We start from the raw sequence: 21,428 nt of genomic DNA on the forward strand, positions 1-21,428 counted from the left end.
AAATTGTTGGCGCTAATTATTTCATGCTACCCGGCACATAGCCAGTAGAGTCAGGACTGATGAAGACGTTATCTCCCGCTGTGATTACTTTACCCTGGCGTCAGGACGCCGCTGAATTTTATTTCTCCCGCTTAAGCCACCTGCCGTGGGCGATGCTTTTACACTCCGGCTATGCCGATCATCCGTATAGCCGCTTTGATATTGTGGTCGCCGATCCGATTTGCACTTTAACCACTTTAGGTAAAGAAACCGTTGTTAGTGAAAGCGAAAAACGCACAACGACCACTGATGACCCGCTACAGGTGCTCCAGCAGGTGCTGGATCGCGCAGACATTCGCCCAACGCATAACGAAGATTTGCCATTTCAGGGCGGCGCACTGGGGTTGTTTGGCTACGATCTGGGCCGCCGTTTTGAGTCACTGCCAGAAATTGCGGAACAAGATATCGTTCTGCCGGATATGGCAGTGGGTATCTACGATTGGGCGCTCATTGTCGACCACCAGCGTCATACAGTTTCTTTGCTGAGTCATAATGATGTCAATGCCCGTCGGGCCTGGCTGGAAAGCCAGCAATTCTCGCCGCAGGAAGATTTCACGCTCACTTCCGACTGGCAATCCAATATGACCCGCGAGCAGTACGGCGAAAAATTTCGCCAGGTACAGGAATATCTGCACAGCGGTGATTGCTATCAGGTGAATCTCGCCCAGCGTTTTCATGCGACCTATTCTGGCGATGAATGGCAGGCATTCCTTCAGCTTAATCAGGCCAACCGCGCGCCATTTAGCGCTTTTTTACGTCTTGAACAGGGTGCAATTTTAAGCCTTTCGCCAGAGCGGTTTATTCTTTGTGATAATAGTGAAATCCAGACCCGCCCGATTAAAGGCACGCTACCACGCCTGCCCGATCCTCAGGAAGATAGCAAACAAGCAGAAAAACTGGCGAACTCAGCGAAAGATCGTGCCGAAAATCTGATGATTGTCGATTTAATGCGTAATGATATCGGTCGTGTTGCCGTAGCAGGTTCGGTAAAAGTACCAGAGCTGTTCGTGGTGGAACCCTTCCCTGCCGTGCATCATCTGGTCAGCACCATAACGGCGCGACTACCAGAACAGTTACACGCCAGCGATCTGCTGCGCGCAGCTTTTCCTGGTGGCTCAATAACCGGGGCTCCGAAAGTACGGGCTATGGAAATTATCGACGAACTGGAACCGCAGCGACGTAATGCCTGGTGCGGCAGCATTGGCTATTTGAGCTTTTGCGGCAACATGGATACCAGCATTACTATCCGCACGCTGACTGCCATTAACGGACAAATATACTGCTCTGCGGGCGGTGGAATTGTCGCCGATAGCCAGGAAGAAGCGGAATATCAGGAAACTTTTGATAAAGTTAATAAGATATTACACCAACTGGAGAAGTAAGACGTGGAATACCGTAGCCTGACGCTTGATGATTTTTTATCGCGCTTTCAACTTTTGCGCCCACAAATTAACCGGGAAACCCTAAATCATCGTCAGGCTGCCGTGTTAATCCCCATCGTCCGTCGACCGCAACCGGGGTTGTTGCTGACTCAGCGTTCAATTCATCTGCGTAAACACGCTGGACAAGTGGCATTCCCTGGAGGTGCAGTCGATGACACGGACGCATCAGTTATCGCCGCCGCGCTGCGCGAAGCTGAAGAAGAGGTTGCTATACCGCCTTCCGCCGTTGAAGTTATCGGCGTGCTGCCGCCCGTCGATAGCGTAACTGGCTACCAGGTAACCCCAGTGGTCGGCATTATCCCGCCCGATCTGCCGTATCGCGCCAGTGAAGATGAAGTCTCGGCGGTGTTTGAAATGCCGCTCGCCCAGGCATTACATCTGGGTCGTTATCACCCTTTAGATATCTACCGCCGTGGCGATTCACATCGGGTATGGCTGTCCTGGTACGAACAGTATTTTGTATGGGGAATGACCGCAGGCATAATTCGTGAGCTGGCGCTGCAAATTGGTGTGAAACCCTGACTATACTTATCTTTACATCTACAAAACACTACTTGAGACAATCATCGCAATATTAGTTAAATCGCGGTTTTTGATTAGTTTAATTCATGTGAATAGTTAAGCCAGTCGCCGCGTTCCCTCTTACACTATGCGCTGTTATTAGTTCGTTACTGGAAGTCCAGTCACCTTGTCAGGAGTATTATCGTGATTAGTCTATTCGACATGTTTAAGGTGGGGATTGGTCCCTCATCTTCCCATACCGTAGGGCCTATGAAGGCAGGTAAACAGTTCGTCGATGATCTGGTCGAAAAAGGCTTACTGGATAGCGTTACTCGCGTTGCCGTGGACGTTTATGGTTCACTGTCGCTGACGGGTAAAGGCCACCACACCGATATCGCCATTATTATGGGTCTTGCAGGTAACGAACCTGCCACCGTGGATATCGACAGTATTCCCGGTTTTATTCGCGACGTAGAAGAGCGCGAACGTCTGCTGCTGGCACAGGGACAGCATGAAGTGGATTTCCCGCGCGACAACGGGATGCGTTTTCATAACGGCAACCTGCCGCTGCATGAAAACGGTATGCAAATCCACGCCTATAACGGCGATGAAGTCGTCTACAGCAAAACTTATTATTCCATCGGCGGCGGTTTTATCGTCGATGAAGAACACTTTGGTCAGGATGCTGCCAACGAAGTGAGCGTGCCGTATCCGTTCAAATCTGCCACCGAACTGCTCGCGTACTGTAATGAAACCGGCTATTCGCTGTCTGGTCTCGCTATGCAGAACGAACTGGCGCTGCACAGCAAGAAAGAGATCGACGAGTATTTCGCGCATGTCTGGCAAACCATGCAGGCATGTATCGATCGCGGGATGAACACCGAAGGTGTACTGCCAGGCCCGCTGCGCGTGCCGCGTCGTGCGTCTGCCCTGCGCCGGATGCTGGTTTCCAGCGATAAACTGTCTAACGATCCGATGAATGTCATTGACTGGGTAAACATGTTTGCGCTGGCAGTTAACGAAGAAAACGCCGCCGGTGGTCGTGTGGTAACTGCGCCAACCAACGGTGCCTGCGGTATCGTTCCGGCAGTGCTGGCTTACTATGACCACTTTATTGAATCGGTCAGCCCGGACATCTATACCCGTTACTTTATGGCAGCGGGCGCGATTGGTGCATTGTATAAAATGAACGCCTCTATTTCCGGTGCGGAAGTTGGTTGCCAGGGCGAAGTGGGTGTTGCCTGTTCAATGGCTGCTGCGGGTCTTGCAGAACTGCTGGGCGGTAGCCCGGAACAGGTTTGCGTGGCGGCGGAAATTGGCATGGAACACAACCTTGGTTTAACCTGCGACCCGGTTGCAGGGCAGGTTCAGGTGCCGTGCATTGAGCGTAATGCCATTGCATCTGTGAAGGCGATTAACGCCGCACGGATGGCTCTGCGCCGCACCAGTGCACCGCGCGTCTCGCTGGATAAGGTCATCGAAACGATGTACGAAACCGGTAAAGACATGAACGCCAAATACCGCGAAACCTCACGCGGTGGTCTGGCAATCAAAGTCCAGTGTGACTAATACTTCTTACTCGCCCATCTGCAACGGATGGGCGAATTTATCCCCGCTTTCTCGTCTGCTGTAATATTCCCCACTACACTTCCACTGTTGCGTCAGGCGTTTGTCGCCATACGCTTACAGGGTGGCCCGCATGCAAAAAGCACAACGGATCATTAAAACCTATCGCCGTAATCGAATGATTGTTTGTACGATTTGCGCACTCGTTACGCTCGCTTCGACCCTGAGCGTGCGATTTATTTCACAGCGTAACTTAAATCAACAACGGGTAGTACAATTCGCCAATCATGCTGTAGAGGAATTAGATAAAGTACTGCTTCCCCTACAGGCAGGTAGCGAAGTCTTGCTTCCGCTGATTGGTCTGCCCTGCTCTGTCGCCCATTTGCCATTACGTAAACAGGCGGCAAAACTCCAAACTGTGCGATCCATTGGCCTGGTGCAAGACGGCACACTCTATTGCTCCAGCATTTTTGGTTATCGCAATGTGCCCGTCGTGGACATTCTGGCTGAACTTCCTGCACCGCAACCACTTTTACGCCTGACGATCGACCGTGCCCTGATTAAAGGCAGTCCGGTTTTGATTCAATGGACGCCTGCAGCGGGCAGTAGCAATGCTGGGGTCATGGAGATGATTAACATCGACTTACTGACGGCAATGCTCCTTGAGCCACAACTGCCGCAAATCAGTAGCGCCAGCCTGAGGTGGACAAACGGCATTTGCTCTATGGTAATGGGCTGGTAGATTCCCTTCCGCAACCTGAAGACAATGAAAACTATCAGGTTTCTTCGCAACGCTTTCCTTTTACCATTAACGTTAATGGTCCGGGGGCTACGGCGCTGGCATGGCACTATCTTCCAACACAATTACCGCTGGCGGTGCTGCTAAGTTTACTGGTGGGCTACATCGCCTGGCTGGCGACCGCTTACCGGATGAGCTTTTCCCGCGAAATCAATCTGGGCCTGGCGCAACATGAGTTCGAATTGTTCTGTCAGCCTTTGCTTAATGCGCGCAGCCAGCAATGTATTGGTGTAGAGATTTTGCTGCGCTGGAACAATCCGCGTCAGGGCTGGATTTCACCGGATGTGTTTATTCCTATCGCGGAAGAACATCATTTAATTGTGCCACTGACCCGCTATGTGATGGCAGAAACCATTCGTCAGCGCCATGTTTTCCCGATGAGTAGTCAGTTTCATGTTGGCATTAACGTCGCACCCAGCCATTTTCGCCGTGGTGTGCTGATAAAAGATCTCAATCAGTACTGGTTTAGCGCTCACCCGATTCAGCAACTGATCCTCGAAATCACCGAACGCGATGCCTTACTGGATGTTGATTATCGGATTGCCCGCGAGCTGCATCGTAAAAATGTCAAACTGGCGATTGATGACTTCGGCACCGGCAACAGTTCATTTTCCTGGCTTGAAACATTACGTCCTGACGTGCTGAAAATTGATAAGTCATTTACCGCAGCTATAGGTTCTGACGCGGTTAACTCGACGGTGACCGATATCATCATCGCGCTGGGGCAAAGACTGAATATTGAACTGGTGGCGGAGGGCGTGGAAACGCAAGAACAAGCGAAGTATTTGCGCCGTCATGGCGTGCATATTTTGCAAGGGTATTTGTACGCACAGCCGATGCCGCTACGTGATTTTCCCAAATGGCTGGCGGGCAGCCAACCGCCGCCCGCCCGGCATAATGGACATATCACGCCCATTATGCCATTACGTTAACGCTTACTCATCTTCATCGTGCGCCGGTTGCTCTTTAACAATGCGAACCAGATCAACACGATAATCATTGGCTTCAATGATGGTGATATGCAGTGGCCCTACATCAATCACATCCCCCACACGGGGAATGTGACCATTTGCCGAGATCACGAGGCCCGCGACCGTCGCGATATCATCGTCATCGGCAAGGTGCTCAACATCAAGCGCCTGCTGCAAGGCATGCAAATCTGTACCGCCTTTTACCAGCCAGCCGTCACCATCAGTAATGATTTCCGGCGTTTCGTCAGCGTCCGGGAATTCACCCGCAATGGCTTCCAGCACATCCAGCGGCGTGACCAAGCCTTGTACCACACCAAACTCGTTGGTCACGATAACAAAGCTCCCGCGAGCACGACGCAGCACGCCCAGCAGGTTGATCGGATCGAGGGTTTCAGGGACGATAATCGCCGGAGACGCCGAAGCAATCGCCGCCACATCAACGCCCTCTTCCAGCGCCACCAGCAGTTCTTTAGCACGTACGATTCCGATGATTTCATCCAGTTCACCGCGACATACCGGGAACAGGCTGTGCGGTGAGGAGAGCAGCTGCTCGCGGATTTCATCGACCCCGAGATTAGCGTCAACCCAGCTTATTTCACCGCGCGGCGTCATGATCCCGCGCAGAGAACGCGACGCCAGCGTCAGTACGCCGTTAATCATGTAACGTTCTTCTTCGGCAAATGCACCTTCCGGGATCGGCATCGGCATCGGGTTATCGGCATCGTGCTGAACATTGGCCTGACGTTTCCCGCCCATCAAACGCAGGATGGCATCGGCAGTACGCGCTCGCAGCGGCAAAGTCGACTGGTGACGAATAAAGTTGCGACGCGCAATCTGGTTAAACACTTCGATGATGATCGAGAAGCCAATCGCGGCATACAGGTAACCTTTCGGAATGTGGAAACCGAAACCTTCTGCCACCAGACTCAGACCAATCATTAACAGGAAGCTCAGACAGAGCACCACCACCGTGGGGTGCTGGTTAACAAATCGCGTCAGCGGTTTGGATGCCAGCAACATAACCGCCATCGCAATCACTACCGCCGCCATCATCACCGGCAGATGGTTAACCATCCCTACAGCAGTAATTACCGCATCCAACGAGAAGACGGCGTCAAGGATGACAATCTGTGTGACGACTACCCAGAAACTGGCGTAGCCTTTACCGTGGCCGGAATCATGATCGCGGTTTTCCAGCCGTTCATGCAGTTCGGTTGTTGCTTTGAACAGCAAGAATATCCCCCCGAACAACATAATCAGGTCGCGTCCGGAGAAGGAGAAATCCATGACGGTAAATAGCGGTTTGGTCAGCGTGACCATCCATGAAATCAGCGACAGCAGCCCCAGACGCATAATCAGCGCCAGTGATAACCCCAGCAAACGCGCTTTATCGCGTTGTTTTGGCGGCAGTTTGTCAGCAAGAATGGCGATGAAGACCAGGTTATCGATACCCAGCACAATTTCGAGAACAACAAGCGTGAGTAGCCCCGCCCAAATTGAGGGGTCCATTAAGAATTCCATGACAAGCTCCTGCTTAAGGAATAGCTATTCGACGCCAGAAATAATGCAGGCGTAACGACAAAATGCAAACGAAAGGTGCGGCATAGAGTGCCAGAAAGGCAGGCGTTAAAAGGCCTGATGCTGAAATGACGTCGGTGACGATCCATACTGCGGGCTACTGCCCTATACTCCATGGTTGTTAAACGGGAGTTAAACATATCAGAGACGCCTCTGATTTGGCAAAGATTTACCTTCCTTTGCAAACGAATGTGACAAGGATATTTTACCTTTCGAAATTTCTGCTAATCGAAAGTTAAATTACGGATCTTCATCACATAAAATAATTTTTTCGATATCTAAAATAAATCGCGAAACGCAGGGGTTTTTGGTTGTAGCCCTTATCTGAATCGATTCGATTGTGGACGACGATTCAAAAATACATCTGGCACGTTGAGGTGTTAACGATAATAAAGGAGGTAGCAAGTGACCATTGCTATTGTTATAGGCACACATGGTTGGGCTGCAGAGCAGTTGCTTAAAACGGCAGAAATGCTGTTAGGCGAGCAGGAAAACGTCGGCTGGATCGATTTCGTTCCAGGTGAAAATGCCGAAACGCTGATTGAAAAGTACAACGCTCAGTTGGCAAAACTCGACACCACTAAAGGCGTGCTGTTTCTCGTTGATACATGGGGAGGCAGCCCGTTCAATGCTGCCAGCCGCATTGTCGTCGACAAAGAGCATTATGAAGTCATTGCAGGCGTTAACATTCCAATGCTCGTGGAAACGTTAATGGCCCGTGATGATGACCCAAGCTTTGATGAACTGGTTGCGCTGGCAGTAGAAACAGGCCGTGAAGGCGTGAAAGCACTGAAAGCCAAACCGGTTGAAAAAGCCGCGCCAGCACCCGCTGCCGCAGCACCCAAAGCGGCTCCAACTCCGGCAAAACCAATGGGGCCAAACGACTACATGGTTATTGGCCTTGCGCGTATCGACGACCGTCTGATTCACGGTCAGGTCGCCACCCGCTGGACCAAAGAAACCAATGTCTCCCGTATTATTGTTGTTAGTGATGAAGTGGCTGCGGATACCGTTCGTAAGACACTGCTCACCCAGGTTGCACCTCCGGGCGTAACAGCACACGTAGTTGATGTTGCCAAAATGATTCGCGTCTACAACAACCCGAAATATGCTGGCGAACGTGTAATGCTGTTATTTACCAACCCAACAGATGTAGAGCGTCTCGTTGAAGGCGGCGTGAAAATCACCTCTGTTAACGTCGGTGGTATGGCATTCCGTCAGGGTAAAACCCAGGTGAATAACGCGGTTTCGGTTGATGAAAAAGATATCGAGGCGTTCAAAAAACTGAATGCGCGCGGTATTGAGCTGGAAGTCCGTAAGGTTTCCACCGATCCGAAACTGAAAATGATGGATCTGATCAGCAAAATCGATAAGTAACGTATTGTGTTGATTATCACTCAGTTTTCACACTTAAGTCTTACGTAAACAGGAGAAGTACAATGGAGATTACCACTCTTCAAATTGTGCTGGTATTTATCGTAGCCTGTATCGCAGGTATGGGATCAATCCTCGATGAATTTCAGTTTCACCGTCCGCTAATCGCGTGTACCCTGGTGGGTATCGTTCTTGGGGATATGAAAACCGGTATTATTATCGGTGGTACGCTGGAAATGATCGCGCTGGGCTGGATGAACATCGGTGCTGCAGTTGCGCCTGACGCCGCTCTGGCATCTATCATTTCTACCATTCTGGTTATCGCAGGTCATCAGAGCATTGGTGCAGGTATTGCACTGGCAATCCCTCTGGCCGCTGCGGGCCAGGTACTGACCATCATCGTTCGTACTATTACCGTTGCTTTCCAGCACGCTGCGGATAAGGCTGCTGATAACGGCAACCTGACAGCGATTTCCTGGATCCACGTTTCTTCTCTGTTCCTGCAAGCAATGCGTGTGGCTATTCCGGCCGTCATCGTTGCGCTGTCTGTTGGTACCAGCGAAGTACAGAACATGCTGAATGCGATTCCGGAAGTGGTGACCAATGGTCTGAATATCGCCGGTGGCATGATCGTGGTGGTTGGTTATGCGATGGTTATCAACATGATGCGTGCTGGCTACCTGATGCCGTTCTTCTACCTCGGCTTCGTAACCGCAGCATTCACCAACTTTAACCTGGTTGCTCTGGGTGTGATCGGTACTGTTATGGCAGTGCTCTACATCCAACTTAGCCCGAAATACAACCGCGTAGCCGGTGCGCCTGCTCAGGCTGCTGGTAACAACGATCTCGATAACGAACTGGACTAACAGGTGAGCGAAATGGTTGATACAACTCAAACTACCACCGAGAAAAAACTCACTCAAAGTGATATTCGTGGCGTCTTCCTGCGTTCTAACCTCTTCCAGGGTTCATGGAACTTCGAACGTATGCAGGCACTGGGTTTCTGCTTCTCTATGGTACCGGCAATTCGTCGCCTCTACCCTGAGAACAACGAAGCTCGTAAACAAGCTATTCGCCGTCACCTGGAGTTCTTTAACACCCAGCCGTTCGTGGCTGCGCCGATTCTCGGCGTAACCCTGGCGCTGGAAGAACAGCGTGCTAATGGCGCAGAGATCGATGACGGTGCTATCAACGGTATCAAAGTCGGTTTGATGGGGCCGCTGGCTGGTGTAGGCGACCCGATCTTCTGGGGAACCGTACGTCCGGTATTTGCAGCACTGGGTGCCGGTATCGCGATGAGCGGCAGCCTGTTAGGTCCGCTGCTGTTCTTCATCCTGTTTAACCTGGTGCGTCTGGCAACCCGTTACTACGGCGTAGCGTATGGTTACTCCAAAGGTATCGATATCGTTAAAGATATGGGTGGTGGCTTCCTGCAAAAACTGACGGAAGGGGCGTCTATCCTCGGCCTGTTTGTCATGGGGGCATTGGTTAACAAGTGGACACATGTCAACATCCCGCTGGTTGTCTCTCGCATTACTGACCAGACGGGCAAAGAACACGTTACTACTGTCCAGACTATTCTGGACCAGTTAATGCCAGGCCTGGTACCACTGCTGCTGACCTTTGCTTGTATGTGGCTACTGCGCAAAAAAGTTAACCCGCTGTGGATCATCGTTGGCTTCTTCGTCATCGGTATCGCTGGTTACGCTTGCGGCCTGCTGGGACTGTAAGACTGTTGTACACTACCGGGGCCTTTTGGCCCCGTTTTTTTATCTGGAGGATTAATGACAATCACGGACCTGGTACTGATTCTTTTCATCGCCGCACTCCTGGCCTTCGCGATCTACGATCAGTTCATCATGCCCCGCCGTAACGGCCCCACCCTGCTGGCAATTCCTTTGCTCCGGCGTGGTCGCATTGATAGCGTTATCTTCGTCGGATTGATTGTCATTCTTATCTATAACAACGTCACGAATCATGGTGCGTTAATAACGACATGGTTATTAAGCGCACTGGCTCTGATGGGTTTTTATATATTCTGGATCCGCGTTCCGAAGATCATCTTTAAACAAAAAGGTTTTTTCTTCGCAAATGTCTGGATTGAATATAGCCGAATCAAAGCGATGAACTTGTCGGAAGATGGCGTGTTGGTGATGCAATTAGAACAGCGTCGGCTGTTAATCCGCGTTCGAAATATCGACGATCTGGAAAGAATTTATAAACTTCTCGTTTAAACTCAATGAGTTATTAATTTAGCCAAAGCTATGTTTAGTGTATTTTTAATAATCAGACATAGCTTAGGCTATATTACCTCTTCCCTTATTTGTTATTTATTTTAACGTTTCATTGATATATAAATCTAAATGAAAATCGTTATCAACAAAGCAATAAAATAATATATTCCAACAGTTGTTTTATATTCTCAAAATATGTTAAGGTTGCGCCCTCATTTGGGGAGTAGCCAATTTCCAGATTCCGGAAATGTACGTGTCAACATACTCGTTGCAAAACGTGGCACGTACGGACTGAAGACTTTCAGTCAGGCGAGACCATATGCACATCAATCGCTATGCCTGCATGAACGCGAAAACCCATCGCGGCTTGTTGTTCATGTATGCATGTTTGCTGGGGGCGATGATGTGTTTTATGGATACCCCGGTCAGGACGTTGTCATGAATATCACTGCTACTGTTCTTCTTGCGTTTGGTATGTCGATGGATGCATTTGCTGCATCAATCGGTAAAGGTGCCACCCTCCATAAACCGAAATTTTCTGAAGCATTGCGAACCGGCCTTATTTTTGGTGCCGTCGAAACCCTGACGCCGCTGATCGGCTGGGGAATGGGCATGTTAGCCAGCCGGTTTGTCCTTGAATGGAATCACTGGATTGCGTTTGTGCTGCTGATATTCCTCGGCGGGCGAATGATTATTGAGGGTTTTCGTGGCGCAGATGATGAAGATGAAGAGCCGCGCCGTCGGCACGGTTTCTGGCTACTGGTAACCACCGCGATTGCCACCAGCCTGGATGCCATGGCTGTGGGTGTTGGTCTTGCTTTCCTTCAGGTCAACATTATCGCGACCGCATTGGCCATTGGTTGTGCAACCTTGATTATGTCGACATTAGGGATGATGGTTGGTCGCTTTATCGGCTCAATTATTGGGAAAAAAGCGGAAATTCTCGGCGGGCTGGTGCTGATCGGCATCGGCGTCCAGATCCTCTGGACGCACTTCCACGGTTAATAAGAACGCTGCCAGAGGTGAATATTAAAGTCCGTCTGGCAGTCGAACACTTCTTTTGCTGCCAGTGTTTGCCAGACTTCTGGCTTCGCACGCCAGGCAAACGGCGTCATCTGCAATAATGCGACGGCTTCATCACCGCGAAGACGCATCGGATAACACAACTCATCACTCTGCTGTAATGTATAACCTTCCAGTTGTTCTGCATGAGGTGCATGAAGATGTACTTCATTGTAAATCAGCCCCTTCAGCTCCATCAAATGTCGCGGTCCCGGCGTGGCAGTAATGACCCAGCCGCCGGGCTTCACTACTCGTGCTAATTCTTCTGCTTTACACGGCGCGTAAATACGTATTATGGCGTCCATACTGGTATCGGAAAACGGCAAACGGTGGCTGGAAGCGACACAAAGAGTGACCTGCGGATAGCGTTTCGCCGCCGCTTTTATCGCTACCTTCGAAACATCCAGACCAAACGTGGTGATTTCGGGCAACGCATCGGCAAATGCGTGTGTGTAATACCCTTCACCACAGCCAATATCCAGCACCGCCGTGGCCTTTTCATTAAGCCGTTCCCGCAGTTGGGCGACAATTGCATCACGCAGCGGCTGATAATGTCCGGCATCTAAGAATGCGCGGCGTGCTTGCATCATTTCCGCGCTGTCGCCCGGATCACGAGACCGTTTATGCTGAACGGGCAGCAGATTGACATACCCTTCTTTCGCCATATCAAACTGATGTCGTTGGGGACAGATATAGCTGTTTTTTTCACGCGAAAGAGGCTGATGGCAAAGTGGACAGGAAAACGACATGACAACTCCGGCAGGATACTAAAGGCCGCAAGTGTAACGCGAATCACGCGGCGGGCAAATATCCGAACGCCAGGAGCGAAGATAAAGCATAGTAAAAAGCCTCGCATTCGACGAGGCTTTATAGCGAGATTGAAGCGTATTCACACTTCAGATCAGTGGATTCGATCAGATAGCTGTTACGTTAACAGCTGCCGGACCTTTCTGGCCGTCCTGAATTTCGAACTCAACGTTCTGACCTTCAGCCAGAGTTTTGAAGCCATTACCCTGGATAGCGGAGAAGTGTACGAACACGTCTTTGCTGCCATCAGCAGGAGTAATGAAGCCAAAACCTTTAGACTCGTTGAACCACTTAACCTGACCTTTAATCTTTGCCATTTGAAAAATTCCTTAGATTGTTTTCTTCGCCCGCAGGCATAACATAGATAAAACTGACACATTACTGCATGAGGCACCAATATAAGGCTCGGCAGAGAAGCGGTATTCAACGTCAACGTGTTTACTCAGGACTTCTTTACTGAAAATGCCACACATAAACAGAACTGTACCTCGTTTAACCCGAAATCTGTTATCACATACAACGTTAATTATGGCAAGCCATTTTTAAACATGTCTCGATCAGACGCACAAATCTCGATACGTCTTCCACTTTTTTTGCACACTTATGCAACGGAATACGCGCCGATATATCATTGTGCTTAACCTTGCCAGTTCAGGCAGATACTTAAACTGGCGTAGTTTCTAACATAGTTCAATAAGTTCAGTTGTTCCAGGCCAGTGGGAGAAGTTATTACATAGTGCGTGCAATATCACATTTTCTGCTATGCAATGAATAAAAAGTTATATCACTTTTTCTCATAAAACAGTCAGTTAACGGCTATTAATCACCCTAAAGAGAAGTCAATCCCCAAAGGGATTGTAAATTTAAAATAAGAAAAATTGATGAGTGAGCAAAAAAATCAAGAGAGAAACGTTTCGCTAATAAATAATACCACGCTTAATCACAAATCCGATGTAAACATCCTAATAAATTAATGAGGTAAATATCTTTTTCTGATATCCCGTTACGCAAATAAATAATATGATAATTATTTGAAGTCAGACCAGAGTTTTAATTTGAAGCAATTGCACCATGACAGTGCGTATAATCAGGATGAATTGAGTAACCCTTCAACGACGGGGTTACTCAAGATTGAGGAAGGATTATCGTTCGGCGACCAGGCGAATAATATCTTCGTCTTCAACCGATTTTTGACTCTCAATGGTCTTTTTATCTGCTTTCTCTGGTTCGTTTGCTTCGCACAAACGACGTAACAGTGCATTTTGACGTTTTTGCTGATCCAGCAACGCCTCAAGCAGTTCAATCTGTTCGTTAGTCCGAGAACTGGCACGATTAATAAAAAACCACAAGATGAGCCCGATAAGAAGAACCACCACCGATACAACCAAAGACGCAATGTTCATCACGCCTGAATTTACAACTTCGTTCATTTCACCACCTCTGAGTAGAGGCGCTATTCTACCACTGCTGGAGAGGAAGAAAATCTAGTGCTGAAAAAATGATATCACCACGGGATAAACTGGTTAATGGCACAAATTCCGCTGAAAAATTGTACATCCTGATCGCACATCATGTTGAATACCTGCGCCCAAAGCAGCAAGCAAGCCAACACCACGACAACCAGAACGACCCATCGAAACTTTTTCACTCCAATCTCCGTTTCACCTACCTTATGTCATTAAACTAGCATGCGTTAGTTAAACAGCGCCTAACTATGTCGATATTCGTGCTTTTTCGGAATGAGTCGCTTGCTTCAGCGCATATTGCCGCTACGATTAAGCGAACATAAAAAGAGAAGAGGTTGTAATGCGATTCATCATTCGCACAGTTATGCTGATAGCACTGGTATGGATAGGATTATTACTCAGCGGATATGGCGTTTTGATTGGAAGCAAAGAGAATGCCGCAGGATTAGGTTTGCAATGTACCTATCTGACTGCCAGAGGCACCAGCACGGTACAATACTTGCACACTAAAAGTGGTTTTTTGGGGATAACAGATTGCCCGCTGTTACGCAAAAGCAATATCGTGGTCGATAATGGTTAAGTGTAATAAATAACCAGATTCTCACTCCTGAGTAAAATACTCTTATAGCAAGCGCGTTTAATATAACGCCACCTTCAACTTTATTTTTCTCATGCTAAATAAAGAACCTGTCTGTTTGATATTCCGACAGGTTCTTACTCTCATCAGAACGGATAGTCGTGATAACCCATTTGGGCAGAAATTTTGCGCGCTGCGGTATGCAACATTGCGACATATTCCTGTAAACGCTCTTCAGAGAAACGCAACGTCGGGAAGGAGATGCTCAAACCGGCAATGACCACGCCAAAGCGATCAAATACCGGTACCGCAATGCATCGCAGCCCTTCTTCCTGCTCTTCGTTATCTTCGCCATACCCCTGCTCGCGCACCTGGTCCAGAACCGGTAATAACGCTTCTGTACTGGTGATGGTCCGCTCGGTACTGCGTTTATACTCCACGCCCTCAAGAATTTGCTTCACTTCATCGCGATCGCGCCATGCCAGCAGTACCTTACCAATCGCGGTACTGTACAGCGGATTACGACGCCCAATCCGTGAATACATGCGCAAATTGTACATAGAGTCAATTTTGTGAATGTAAACAATACTGTCTTCGTCCAGTGCGCCGAGGTGGATAGTTTCTTTGGTCAGGCGGGAGATCTCACGCATCTGGATATCTGCGCTACGAATTAAATCGACGTTTTGTAACGCGCGAGCGCCCAGTTCAAACAATTTCAGGGTCAGGGAATATTTCTCCGACTCCCCTTCCTGCGCCACATAACCTAAGGTTTTCATGGTCTGTAAAAAGCGATAAACGGTGCTTTTTGACATCATGACGCGCTGCGACAGCTCGGTTATCCCTATTTCGCGCTCTTCACCCAGCGCCTGCAAAATGCCAAAAACTTTTAGCACGGAAGATACAGAATCAGGCTGTTTATCCAGATCTGCGTTAGCCATTTATCACCTCATTGCGAGTGTTTTATAAAAATCAGAACTGTTTTTTATTATAATTTCGCACCAGGGTGGTCGCAATCCATCTTTTGCCGGTTAGTTACAATTCTGCGACATCCACCGTGAATATCAGTGCTAGAATCATACCCCTGTTGATTATTCACCAAAGATTTAAAATTCCTATGCCAAAAGTTCAGGCCGACGGCCTGCCATTGCCCCAGCGATACGGTGCGATATTAACCATTGTGATTGGTATTTCGATGGCTGTCCTTGACGGCGCAATCGCCAACGTCGCCCTGCCAACAATCGCCACGGACCTTCATGCCACGCCAGCCAGTTCCATCTGGGTAGTGAACGCCTATCAAATCGCCATTGTCATCTCCCTGCTCTCGTTTTCGTTTCTGGGCGATATGTTTGGCTATCGACGTATTTATAAATGCGGTCTGGTCGTTTTTCTGTTGTCTTCACTGTTCTGCGCCCTTTCTGATTCGCTGCAAATGCTCACCCTTGCGCGTGTCATACAAGGTTTCGGCGGTGCGGCGTTGATGAGCGTTAATACCGCACTTATCCGCCTGATCTATCCACAACGTTTTCTGGGTAGAGGGATGGGCATAAACTCGTTTATTGTTGCCGTCTCTTCTGCTGCCGGGCCGACAATTGCTGCAGCAATCCTCTCCATCGCATCCTGGAAATGGTTATTTTTAATCAACGTACCGTTAGGTATTATCGCCCTGCTTCTGGCGATGCGTTTTCTGCCACCCAATGGTTCTCGCGCCAGTAAACCCCGTTTCGACCTTCCCAGCGCCGTGATGAACGCGTTAACCTTCGGCCTGCTTATCACTGCGTTGAGTGGTTTCGCTCAGGGGCAATCGCTGACGTTAATTGCTGCGGAACTGGTGGTAATGGTTGTTGTTGGTATTTTCTTTATTCGCCGCCAGCTTTCTCTTCCCGTACCGCTGCTACCGGTGGATTTACTGCGTATCCCGCTGTTTTCACTTTCTATTTGCACATCTGTTTGCTCTTTCTGCGCACAAATGCTGGCAATGGTTTCCCTGCCCTTTTACCTGCAAACCGTGCTCGGGCGTAGTGAAGTCGAAACAGGTTTACTTCTGACACCGTGGCCGTTAGCAACGATGGTGATGGCTCCGTTGGCAGGCTATTTGATTGAACGCGTACATGCAGGATTGCTGGGTGCTTTAGGATTATTCATCATGGCTGCGGGGCTTTTTCCCTAGTTCTGCTGCCCGCGTCACCTGCGGATATCAATATTATCTGGCCGATGATCTTATGTGGCGCTGGATTTGGCTTGTTCCAGTCACCCAATAACCACACCATTATTACCTCCGCTCCTCGCGAACGTAGCGGTGGAGCCAGTGGCATGTTAGGAACGGCTCGTCTACTGGGTCAGAGTAGCGGCGCGGCGCTGGTGGCGCTGATGCTAAATCAGTTTGGAGATAATGGTACACACGTCTCGCTGATGGCTGCGGCTATTCTGGCAGTGATTGCTGCCTGTGTCAGTGGTTTACGTATCACTCAGCCACGATCCAGGGCATAAAAAAAGCGCGTCGATCAGGACGCGCTTTTTAGTGTTTACTTCATAATATTACTTCAGGTATTCACCCGTACGCAGAGCTTCAATTCGTTTATCCAGCGGCGGGTGAGTCATGAACAACTCACTGAGCGATTTCGACTTACCGTTAATGCAGAAAGCCATCATGCTGGTTGCTTCTTGCGGTTCATAGCTGGTTTTCAGGCGCTGCAGCGCGGCAATCATTTTCTCGCGACCAACCAGTTTTGCCGAACCGGCATCAGCATGGAATTCACGATGACGCGAGAACCACATGGTGATAATGCTCGCCAGAATACCAAACACCAGTTCCAGAACCGTTGCAACCGCAAAGTAGATCAGCGGGTTGCCGTTGCTCTCTTCACCTTCATCACGATTTCCGCCCATAAAACCCGCGGCAAGCTGCGCCAGGATACGGGAAATAAAGATAACGAAGGTGTTCACCACGCCCTGAATCAGCGTCATGGTGACCATATCGCCATTGGCGATGTGGCTGATTTCGTGAGCAATTACCGCCTCGGCTTCATCCGGGCTCATGTTCTGCAGCAAACCGGTGCTGACAGCAACCAGAGAGGCATCACGGCGCGCACCGGTTGCAAAAGCGTTGATGTCCGGCGCATGGTAGATAGCCACTTGCGGCATAGCGATCCCCGCCTGACGAGCCTGGGTTGCTACAGTATTGACCAGCCAACGTTCCCTTTCGTTACGCGGTTGCTCGATCACTTCCCCGCCAACAGATCGTAATGCCATCCATTTGGACATCAGAAGCGAAACGAAGGAACCACCAAAACCGAACAGCAAGGCCATGATCATCAGCCCCTGAACGCTGCTCGACTGTATCCCTGTCAGGCTCAGTACCAGCCCGAAAACGACCATTACGGCCAGGTTCGTTAGCAGGAAGAGCGCGATTCGCATCATAATTTTCTTTTTACCTCAGTTTAACAAAACGCAATATGCGATACCCACATCGTATGGGTTACGCGACTATTTTCAAGTCTGGATAGTGCGTAAGTCACCAGAAAGACACAACTTTACATTTTGTAGCATCTGATTTACGGCATCTTGCCGCTGTTAAAAAATCAGGCACAATTTCTTGTGCCTGATTGATATTACTTGACGGGTGCGGGTTGTTCCGCGGGTCTGGCTTTTTCAAGCTTCGCCAGATCGAGTGCGATATTCACCGTCTCATCCAGATAAGGATCCGGCTCCTGGTAATCTTTTGGTAGATCATCCAGCTTCTTCAACTCCGGTTTACCTTCGCGTTTAAAGCGTTCGTTCAAACGCGCCAGACGCGTCGCATCATCTTCATTATTCTCTTTCTCACGCACAGCGTAATTCAGAGAAACGATATTGCGCTTGTCCTTCATAGCGTTGAAGCGCGCGATATCCTTCATGATGTTCTGGAACTCAGGATCTTTCGCGATACGCGCATTATGTTCCTTCAGTAGCTCCGGTTCAAAGGCCGTTAAATCTCCTGATTTCACATAAGTCGCGGCATCAATGCTATCCCACGGCAGCGCGTTATCTTCGAATTTCTCACCCGTTTCCGTTTCTTCATTACCCGTCGGCATGATGATGTCTGGCGTTACGCCTTTACGTTGCGTACTGCCGCCGTTAACGCGATAGAATTTCTGGATCGTGTACTGCACAGAACCCAGCGCTGGCCATTCAGGACGTAACATCTGATCGTAAATACGGTTCAATGAACGGTATTGCTGAACGGTGCCTTTACCAAACGTCGGTTCACCCACAACCAGCGCACGACCGTAATCCTGCATTGCCGCGGCAAAGATTTCTGAAGCCGAAGCACTGAAGCGGTCAACCAGTACCACCAGCGGGCCTTTATAGAAAACCTGTCCGTCGGTATCGCTGTCTTCACGAACTTTACCGTTGTTATCACGGACCTGAACAATAGGACCCGCAGGAATAAACAGACCTGAGAGCGATACCGCTTCGGTCAACGCCCCACCGCCATTGCTACGCAGGTCGATGATCACACTGCTGACATTCTGTTTTTCCAGTTTCTGCAGTTGTACTTTGACATCGTCTGTCAAACCCACATAGAAGCCCGGAATATCCAGTACGCCGACTTTCTCTTTACCGACGGTCTTCACCGACATCTTAACCGCGCGGTCTTCGAGACGAATACGTTCACGGGTCAATGTTACAGTGCGGGTCTTGGTCCCTTTACCAGCAGGTAAAATTTCCAGACGAACTTTACTGCCCTTCGGCCCTTTAATTAAGGCAACCACATCATCAAGACGCCAGCCAATCACGTCAACCATCGGCTTGCCTGTTTGACCAACACCGACAATTTTGTCACCAACGCTGATAGCTTTACTCTTCGCTGCCGGACCACCTGCCACCATCGAATTGATAACGGTGTAGTCATCATCCATTTGCAGCACTGCGCCAATACCTTCCAGCGACAAACTCATTTCAGTGTTGAACTGTTCGGTATTACGCGGGGAAAGATAGTTGGTATGCGGGTCGATTTCACGCGCAAACGCCGTCATTGCCAGCGAGAAAACATCTTCGCTGTTGGTTTGCGCCAGACGACGAATGGCAAATTTGTAGCGGCGTGTCAGGGTTTCACGAATTTCTTTATCCGTTTTTCCTGTCAGCTTCAGACTTAACTCGTCGAATTTGACTTTACTGTCCCACAGCGCGTTCAACTCAGCCTCGTTTTTCGGCCAGGGCGCTTTGCTGCGGTCAAGGTTATAAGTGTCGTTGCCGGTGAAATCCATCGGCTTTTCCAGTACCGACAAAGCGTACTGGTAACGTTCAAAACGACGCTTTTGCGCCAGATTGTAGAGATCGTAGAAAACGTCGAGTTTGCCTGAACGCAGTTCATCGCCTAACTCGGTTTTCTTTTTCGCGAACTGTTCAACATCGCTTGCCAGCAGCACGTTGTGGCTGTAATCGAGCAGATTCAGGTAGCGGTCAAAGATTTTGGCCGAAAATGCCTGATCGAGGTCGAACTGGCGATAATGAGAACGGGTGAAGCGCGACGTTACGCGCTCACTCACCGTCGCATGCTGCGTCTCTTCCTTTAATACCGGAATTTGATCAGCACGCGTGATATCTTCTACAGCGAAGGTCTGGCCTGCTATTGCAAGCAGGCCAGCTAACGCGGTAAGCCTAAAAAACATGTTCATGCCTGGCCCGGCCTCCGTTTCAGAACACCAGGTGTTCTGCGCGCACAATCAAAGACATACCCGAATTCAGCTGGACGCGGACGCCGTCTTTGGTGATTTCTAATACGGTGGCATCCATCGCGTTTTGACCCGCTTTCACCTTCAGGGCTTGTCCGACAGTCAGAGCTGAAATGTCAGAAACTGGGGTGTGCTGTTCTTCGCGAGGTGCTTTTGCTGTTTTTGGCGCTTTCTCTACCGGCTTTTGCGCACGAGGTTTACGTTCAGCGCCTTCTTTGCGGCGTGGCGTGGTCGGACGTGGCTTGCGTTCGCGACGCGGTGCGTCTTCTTTCTCACCAGCAGCTGCGGCAGCTTCGCGTTTTTTCGCTTGCTGTTCAGCACGCTGTGCCTGAACACGCGCTTTCGCTTCTTCAAGCTGCTTGCGAGCATGCTCTACATGTTGCTCGTCCAGCTCACCGCATGGGTTGCCGTCAAGATCGACACGCGTTGCGCCGGGTTTAACACCGTAAAGGTAACGCCAGCTCGAAGTGTAGAGACGTAAAGCGGATCGTAATTGCGTTTTGCTCAGGTTCATTTCCCCGGCAACACGATCGACCAAATCCTGAAAAATACCGATTTTCAGCGGACGCGCTTCACCTTCCGCACTGAAACAGTGGGGAAAACGTTCGGCCAGAAACGCGATTACTTCTTTACTGCTATTCAACTTAGGTTGATTTTCCATGAAATTTCCTGATTACAACGGACGTAGCCAACAAGCGCAGGCATGAACAGGCGTCATTATAATGACGCTATCAGTAAATGCTACGTTATCCGTTGATTATCCTGCGACGCTCGCAAAGAATTTTTTGTAATCCGTCGTTGCAAGCACCTTTTCAAGCTGTGCCACAAGCTGACGTAAGCCTTGCTCGTCCTCGTCTGTAAAGCGACCGAAGACGGTACTATCGATGTCGAGAACACCAATAATCTGATTTTTCACCACCAGCGGCAGAACAATTTCAGAATTACTCGCCGCATCACAGGCAATATGCCCGTCAAACGCATGAACATCCTCGATACGCTGCACTTGATTGCGGGCAACTGCAGTGCCGCACACGCCACGCCCGACGGGTATCCGGACACAGGCAATTTTGCCCTGAAATGGTCCGAGCACCAGTGTATCGTCCTCAAGCAAATAAAAACCTGCCCAGTTTACGTCAGTGAGACGCTCATATAACAACGCACTGGTGTTCGCAAGCGTTGCCAGAAAACTGGTTTCTCCCGCCATCAGCGCGTTAAAGTCGCGATTTAAATCCGCGTAAAATTCTGTTTTGTTCATTATATAATCACTTGGTTGTCTTACCTGGAACTGCCAGCCTATT

22 protein-coding genes and 2 pseudogenes are annotated in these 21,428 nt (G+C 49.5%); 12 read left to right on the forward strand and 12 right to left on the reverse strand.

What is annotated here, in order from left to right:
* The first annotated feature begins 59 nt into the window (after positions 1-59).
* The 4 genes and pseudogenes from pabB to ACJHW7_RS09445 all read left to right on the forward strand — a co-directional run bounded on the left by pabB (position 60) and on the right by ACJHW7_RS09445 (position 5,279).
* Entirely contained in the window at positions 60-1,421 is a 1,362-nt protein-coding gene (gene pabB / locus ACJHW7_RS09430) for an aminodeoxychorismate synthase component 1 (protein ID WP_021556891.1), read from the forward strand.
* A 3-nt stretch (positions 1,422-1,424) separates the two neighbouring features.
* Entirely contained in the window at positions 1,425-2,003 is a 579-nt protein-coding gene (locus tag ACJHW7_RS09435; RefSeq protein ID WP_000456725.1) for a CoA pyrophosphatase, read from the forward strand.
* Between the two features lie 183 nt (positions 2,004-2,186).
* Positions 2,187-3,551 carry an L-serine ammonia-lyase gene (gene sdaA, locus ACJHW7_RS09440; RefSeq protein ID WP_000624289.1) on the forward strand — a complete coding sequence of 455 codons (1,365 nt, stop codon included), beginning with the start codon at positions 2,187-2,189 and terminating at the stop codon, positions 3,549-3,551.
* A 130-nt stretch (positions 3,552-3,681) separates the two neighbouring features.
* Positions 3,682-5,279, forward strand: a pseudogene (locus ACJHW7_RS09445) (EAL domain-containing protein).
* Positions 5,280-5,282: 3 nt separating this feature from the next.
* Here ACJHW7_RS09445 and yoaE read toward each other — a convergent pair.
* Both yoaE and ACJHW7_RS09455 read right to left on the reverse strand, forming a co-directional pair.
* Positions 5,283-6,839, reverse strand: coding sequence for a CNNM family cation transport protein YoaE (gene yoaE, locus ACJHW7_RS09450; protein WP_000394983.1), 1,557 nt, complete (start codon positions 6,837-6,839; stop codon positions 5,283-5,285).
* A complete protein-coding gene (locus ACJHW7_RS09455; protein ID WP_001327808.1) occupies positions 6,827-6,985 on the reverse strand; it encodes a protein YoaL in 159 nt (52 codons plus the stop codon). Before ACJHW7_RS09455 ends, yoaE begins: the two co-directional genes overlap by 13 nt.
* 316 nt (positions 6,986-7,301) lie before the next feature.
* On the opposite strand from ACJHW7_RS09455, the gene manX reads away from it, so the two are divergent.
* The 6 genes from manX to mntP all read left to right on the forward strand — a co-directional run bounded on the left by manX (position 7,302) and on the right by mntP (position 11,509).
* Positions 7,302-8,273 carry a PTS mannose transporter subunit IIAB gene (manX, locus tag ACJHW7_RS09460; RefSeq protein ID WP_000150543.1) on the forward strand — a complete coding sequence of 324 codons (972 nt, stop codon included), beginning with the start codon at positions 7,302-7,304 and terminating at the stop codon, positions 8,271-8,273.
* 62 nt (positions 8,274-8,335) lie between these two features.
* Positions 8,336-9,136, forward strand: coding sequence for a PTS mannose transporter subunit IIC (gene manY / locus ACJHW7_RS09465; RefSeq protein WP_000406926.1), 801 nt, complete (start codon positions 8,336-8,338; stop codon positions 9,134-9,136).
* 12 nt (positions 9,137-9,148) lie between these two features.
* A complete protein-coding gene (gene manZ, locus ACJHW7_RS09470) occupies positions 9,149-10,000 on the forward strand; it encodes a PTS mannose transporter subunit IID (RefSeq protein WP_000228655.1) in 852 nt (283 codons plus the stop codon).
* Between the two features lie 54 nt (positions 10,001-10,054).
* Positions 10,055-10,504: a DUF986 family protein gene (locus tag ACJHW7_RS09475; RefSeq protein WP_021556892.1), complete on the forward strand. Its 450-nt coding sequence runs from the start codon at positions 10,055-10,057 to the stop codon at positions 10,502-10,504.
* Between the two features lie 319 nt (positions 10,505-10,823).
* The gene (locus tag ACJHW7_RS09480) at positions 10,824-10,946 is read left to right on the forward strand and encodes a hypothetical protein (RefSeq protein ID WP_000547919.1); all 123 of its coding nucleotides are present in this window, start codon (positions 10,824-10,826) and stop codon (positions 10,944-10,946) included.
* Entirely contained in the window at positions 10,943-11,509 is a 567-nt protein-coding gene (mntP, locus tag ACJHW7_RS09485; protein ID WP_001296134.1) for a manganese efflux pump MntP, read from the forward strand. The genes ACJHW7_RS09480 and mntP overlap by 4 nt, the downstream gene beginning before the upstream one ends.
* Here mntP and rlmA read toward each other — a convergent pair.
* From rlmA to mgrB, 5 genes are all read right to left on the reverse strand, one after another.
* Positions 11,506-12,315, reverse strand: coding sequence for a 23S rRNA (guanine(745)-N(1))-methyltransferase (rlmA, locus tag ACJHW7_RS09490; protein ID WP_021556893.1), 810 nt, complete (start codon positions 12,313-12,315; stop codon positions 11,506-11,508). The genes mntP and rlmA overlap by 4 nt on opposite strands.
* Positions 12,316-12,480: 165 nt before the next feature.
* A complete protein-coding gene (gene cspE / locus ACJHW7_RS09495) occupies positions 12,481-12,690 on the reverse strand; it encodes a transcription antiterminator/RNA stability regulator CspE (RefSeq protein ID WP_001062678.1) in 210 nt (69 codons plus the stop codon).
* A gap of 12 nt (positions 12,691-12,702) precedes the next feature.
* Complete coding sequence (locus ACJHW7_RS09500) at positions 12,703-12,846, reverse strand: DUF2627 domain-containing protein (protein WP_001295496.1); 144 nt, start codon at positions 12,844-12,846, stop codon at positions 12,703-12,705.
* Positions 12,847-13,515: 669 nt separating this feature from the next.
* Positions 13,516-13,803, reverse strand: coding sequence for a YebO family protein (locus tag ACJHW7_RS09505; RefSeq protein WP_001006862.1), 288 nt, complete (start codon positions 13,801-13,803; stop codon positions 13,516-13,518).
* Between the two features lie 74 nt (positions 13,804-13,877).
* Entirely contained in the window at positions 13,878-14,021 is a 144-nt protein-coding gene (mgrB, locus tag ACJHW7_RS09510) for a PhoP/PhoQ regulator MgrB (protein ID WP_000714550.1), read from the reverse strand.
* A gap of 158 nt (positions 14,022-14,179) precedes the next feature.
* Between mgrB and ACJHW7_RS09515 the strand changes: the two genes are divergently transcribed.
* On the forward strand, positions 14,180-14,419 hold the full coding sequence (locus ACJHW7_RS09515; protein ID WP_001211011.1) for a YobH family protein: 240 nt from the start codon (positions 14,180-14,182) through the stop codon (positions 14,417-14,419).
* A gap of 143 nt (positions 14,420-14,562) precedes the next feature.
* Here ACJHW7_RS09515 and kdgR read toward each other — a convergent pair whose 3' ends face one another.
* On the reverse strand, positions 14,563-15,354 hold the full coding sequence (kdgR, locus tag ACJHW7_RS09520) for a DNA-binding transcriptional regulator KdgR (RefSeq protein ID WP_001262182.1): 792 nt from the start codon (positions 15,352-15,354) through the stop codon (positions 14,563-14,565).
* A 176-nt stretch (positions 15,355-15,530) separates the two neighbouring features.
* Here kdgR and ACJHW7_RS09525 point away from each other — a divergent pair.
* Positions 15,531-16,903, forward strand: a pseudogene (locus ACJHW7_RS09525) (MFS transporter).
* Positions 16,904-16,951: 48 nt separating this feature from the next.
* On the opposite strand, the gene htpX reads toward ACJHW7_RS09525, so the two are convergent.
* The 4 genes from htpX to msrC form a co-directional block, all read right to left on the reverse strand.
* Positions 16,952-17,833 (reverse strand): protease HtpX, encoded by an 882-nt coding sequence (gene htpX, locus ACJHW7_RS09530; protein WP_000984517.1) that lies wholly within the window; start codon positions 17,831-17,833, stop codon positions 16,952-16,954.
* Positions 17,834-18,024: 191 nt separating this feature from the next.
* Positions 18,025-20,073 (reverse strand): carboxy terminal-processing peptidase, encoded by a 2,049-nt coding sequence (gene prc, locus ACJHW7_RS09535; RefSeq protein ID WP_001055791.1) that lies wholly within the window; start codon positions 20,071-20,073, stop codon positions 18,025-18,027.
* Between the two features lie 19 nt (positions 20,074-20,092).
* Positions 20,093-20,791 carry an RNA chaperone ProQ gene (gene proQ, locus ACJHW7_RS09540; RefSeq protein ID WP_000431368.1) on the reverse strand — a complete coding sequence of 233 codons (699 nt, stop codon included), beginning with the start codon at positions 20,789-20,791 and terminating at the stop codon, positions 20,093-20,095.
* A gap of 96 nt (positions 20,792-20,887) precedes the next feature.
* A complete protein-coding gene (msrC, locus tag ACJHW7_RS09545) occupies positions 20,888-21,385 on the reverse strand; it encodes an L-methionine (R)-S-oxide reductase (protein WP_001043882.1) in 498 nt (165 codons plus the stop codon).
* Positions 21,386-21,428: the final 43 nt, after the last annotated feature.

This window comes from Escherichia sp. WS1152, from assembly GCF_046487665.1.
Lineage (GTDB): Bacteria > Pseudomonadota > Gammaproteobacteria > Enterobacterales > Enterobacteriaceae > Escherichia > Escherichia coli.

Coding starts and splice junctions, on each gene's coding strand:
- prc (WP_001055791.1), bottom strand. CDS start 20,073: ATGAACATGTTTTTTAGGCTTACCGCGTTAGCTGGCCTGCTTGCAATA.
- ACJHW7_RS09475 (WP_021556892.1), top strand. CDS start 10,055: ATGACAATCACGGACCTGGTACTGATTCTTTTCATCGCCGCACTCCTG.
- kdgR (WP_001262182.1), bottom strand. CDS start 15,354: ATGGCTAACGCAGATCTGGATAAACAGCCTGATTCTGTATCTTCCGTG.
- ACJHW7_RS09515 (WP_001211011.1), top strand. CDS start 14,180: ATGCGATTCATCATTCGCACAGTTATGCTGATAGCACTGGTATGGATA.
- cspE (WP_001062678.1), bottom strand. CDS start 12,690: ATGGCAAAGATTAAAGGTCAGGTTAAGTGGTTCAACGAGTCTAAAGGT.
- rlmA (WP_021556893.1), bottom strand. CDS start 12,315: ATGTCGTTTTCCTGTCCACTTTGCCATCAGCCTCTTTCGCGTGAAAAA.
- msrC (WP_001043882.1), bottom strand. CDS start 21,385: ATGAACAAAACAGAATTTTACGCGGATTTAAATCGCGACTTTAACGCG.
- manZ (WP_000228655.1), top strand. CDS start 9,149: ATGGTTGATACAACTCAAACTACCACCGAGAAAAAACTCACTCAAAGT.
- manY (WP_000406926.1), top strand. CDS start 8,336: ATGGAGATTACCACTCTTCAAATTGTGCTGGTATTTATCGTAGCCTGT.
- mntP (WP_001296134.1), top strand. CDS start 10,943: ATGAATATCACTGCTACTGTTCTTCTTGCGTTTGGTATGTCGATGGAT.
- ACJHW7_RS09505 (WP_001006862.1), bottom strand. CDS start 13,803: ATGAACGAAGTTGTAAATTCAGGCGTGATGAACATTGCGTCTTTGGTT.
- ACJHW7_RS09480 (WP_000547919.1), top strand. CDS start 10,824: ATGCACATCAATCGCTATGCCTGCATGAACGCGAAAACCCATCGCGGC.
- ACJHW7_RS09455 (WP_001327808.1), bottom strand. CDS start 6,985: ATGGATCGTCACCGACGTCATTTCAGCATCAGGCCTTTTAACGCCTGC.
- ACJHW7_RS09500 (WP_001295496.1), bottom strand. CDS start 12,846: ATGTGTGGCATTTTCAGTAAAGAAGTCCTGAGTAAACACGTTGACGTT.
- yoaE (WP_000394983.1), bottom strand. CDS start 6,839: ATGGAATTCTTAATGGACCCCTCAATTTGGGCGGGGCTACTCACGCTT.
- proQ (WP_000431368.1), bottom strand. CDS start 20,791: ATGGAAAATCAACCTAAGTTGAATAGCAGTAAAGAAGTAATCGCGTTT.
- htpX (WP_000984517.1), bottom strand. CDS start 17,833: ATGATGCGAATCGCGCTCTTCCTGCTAACGAACCTGGCCGTAATGGTC.
- pabB (WP_021556891.1), top strand. CDS start 60: ATGAAGACGTTATCTCCCGCTGTGATTACTTTACCCTGGCGTCAGGAC.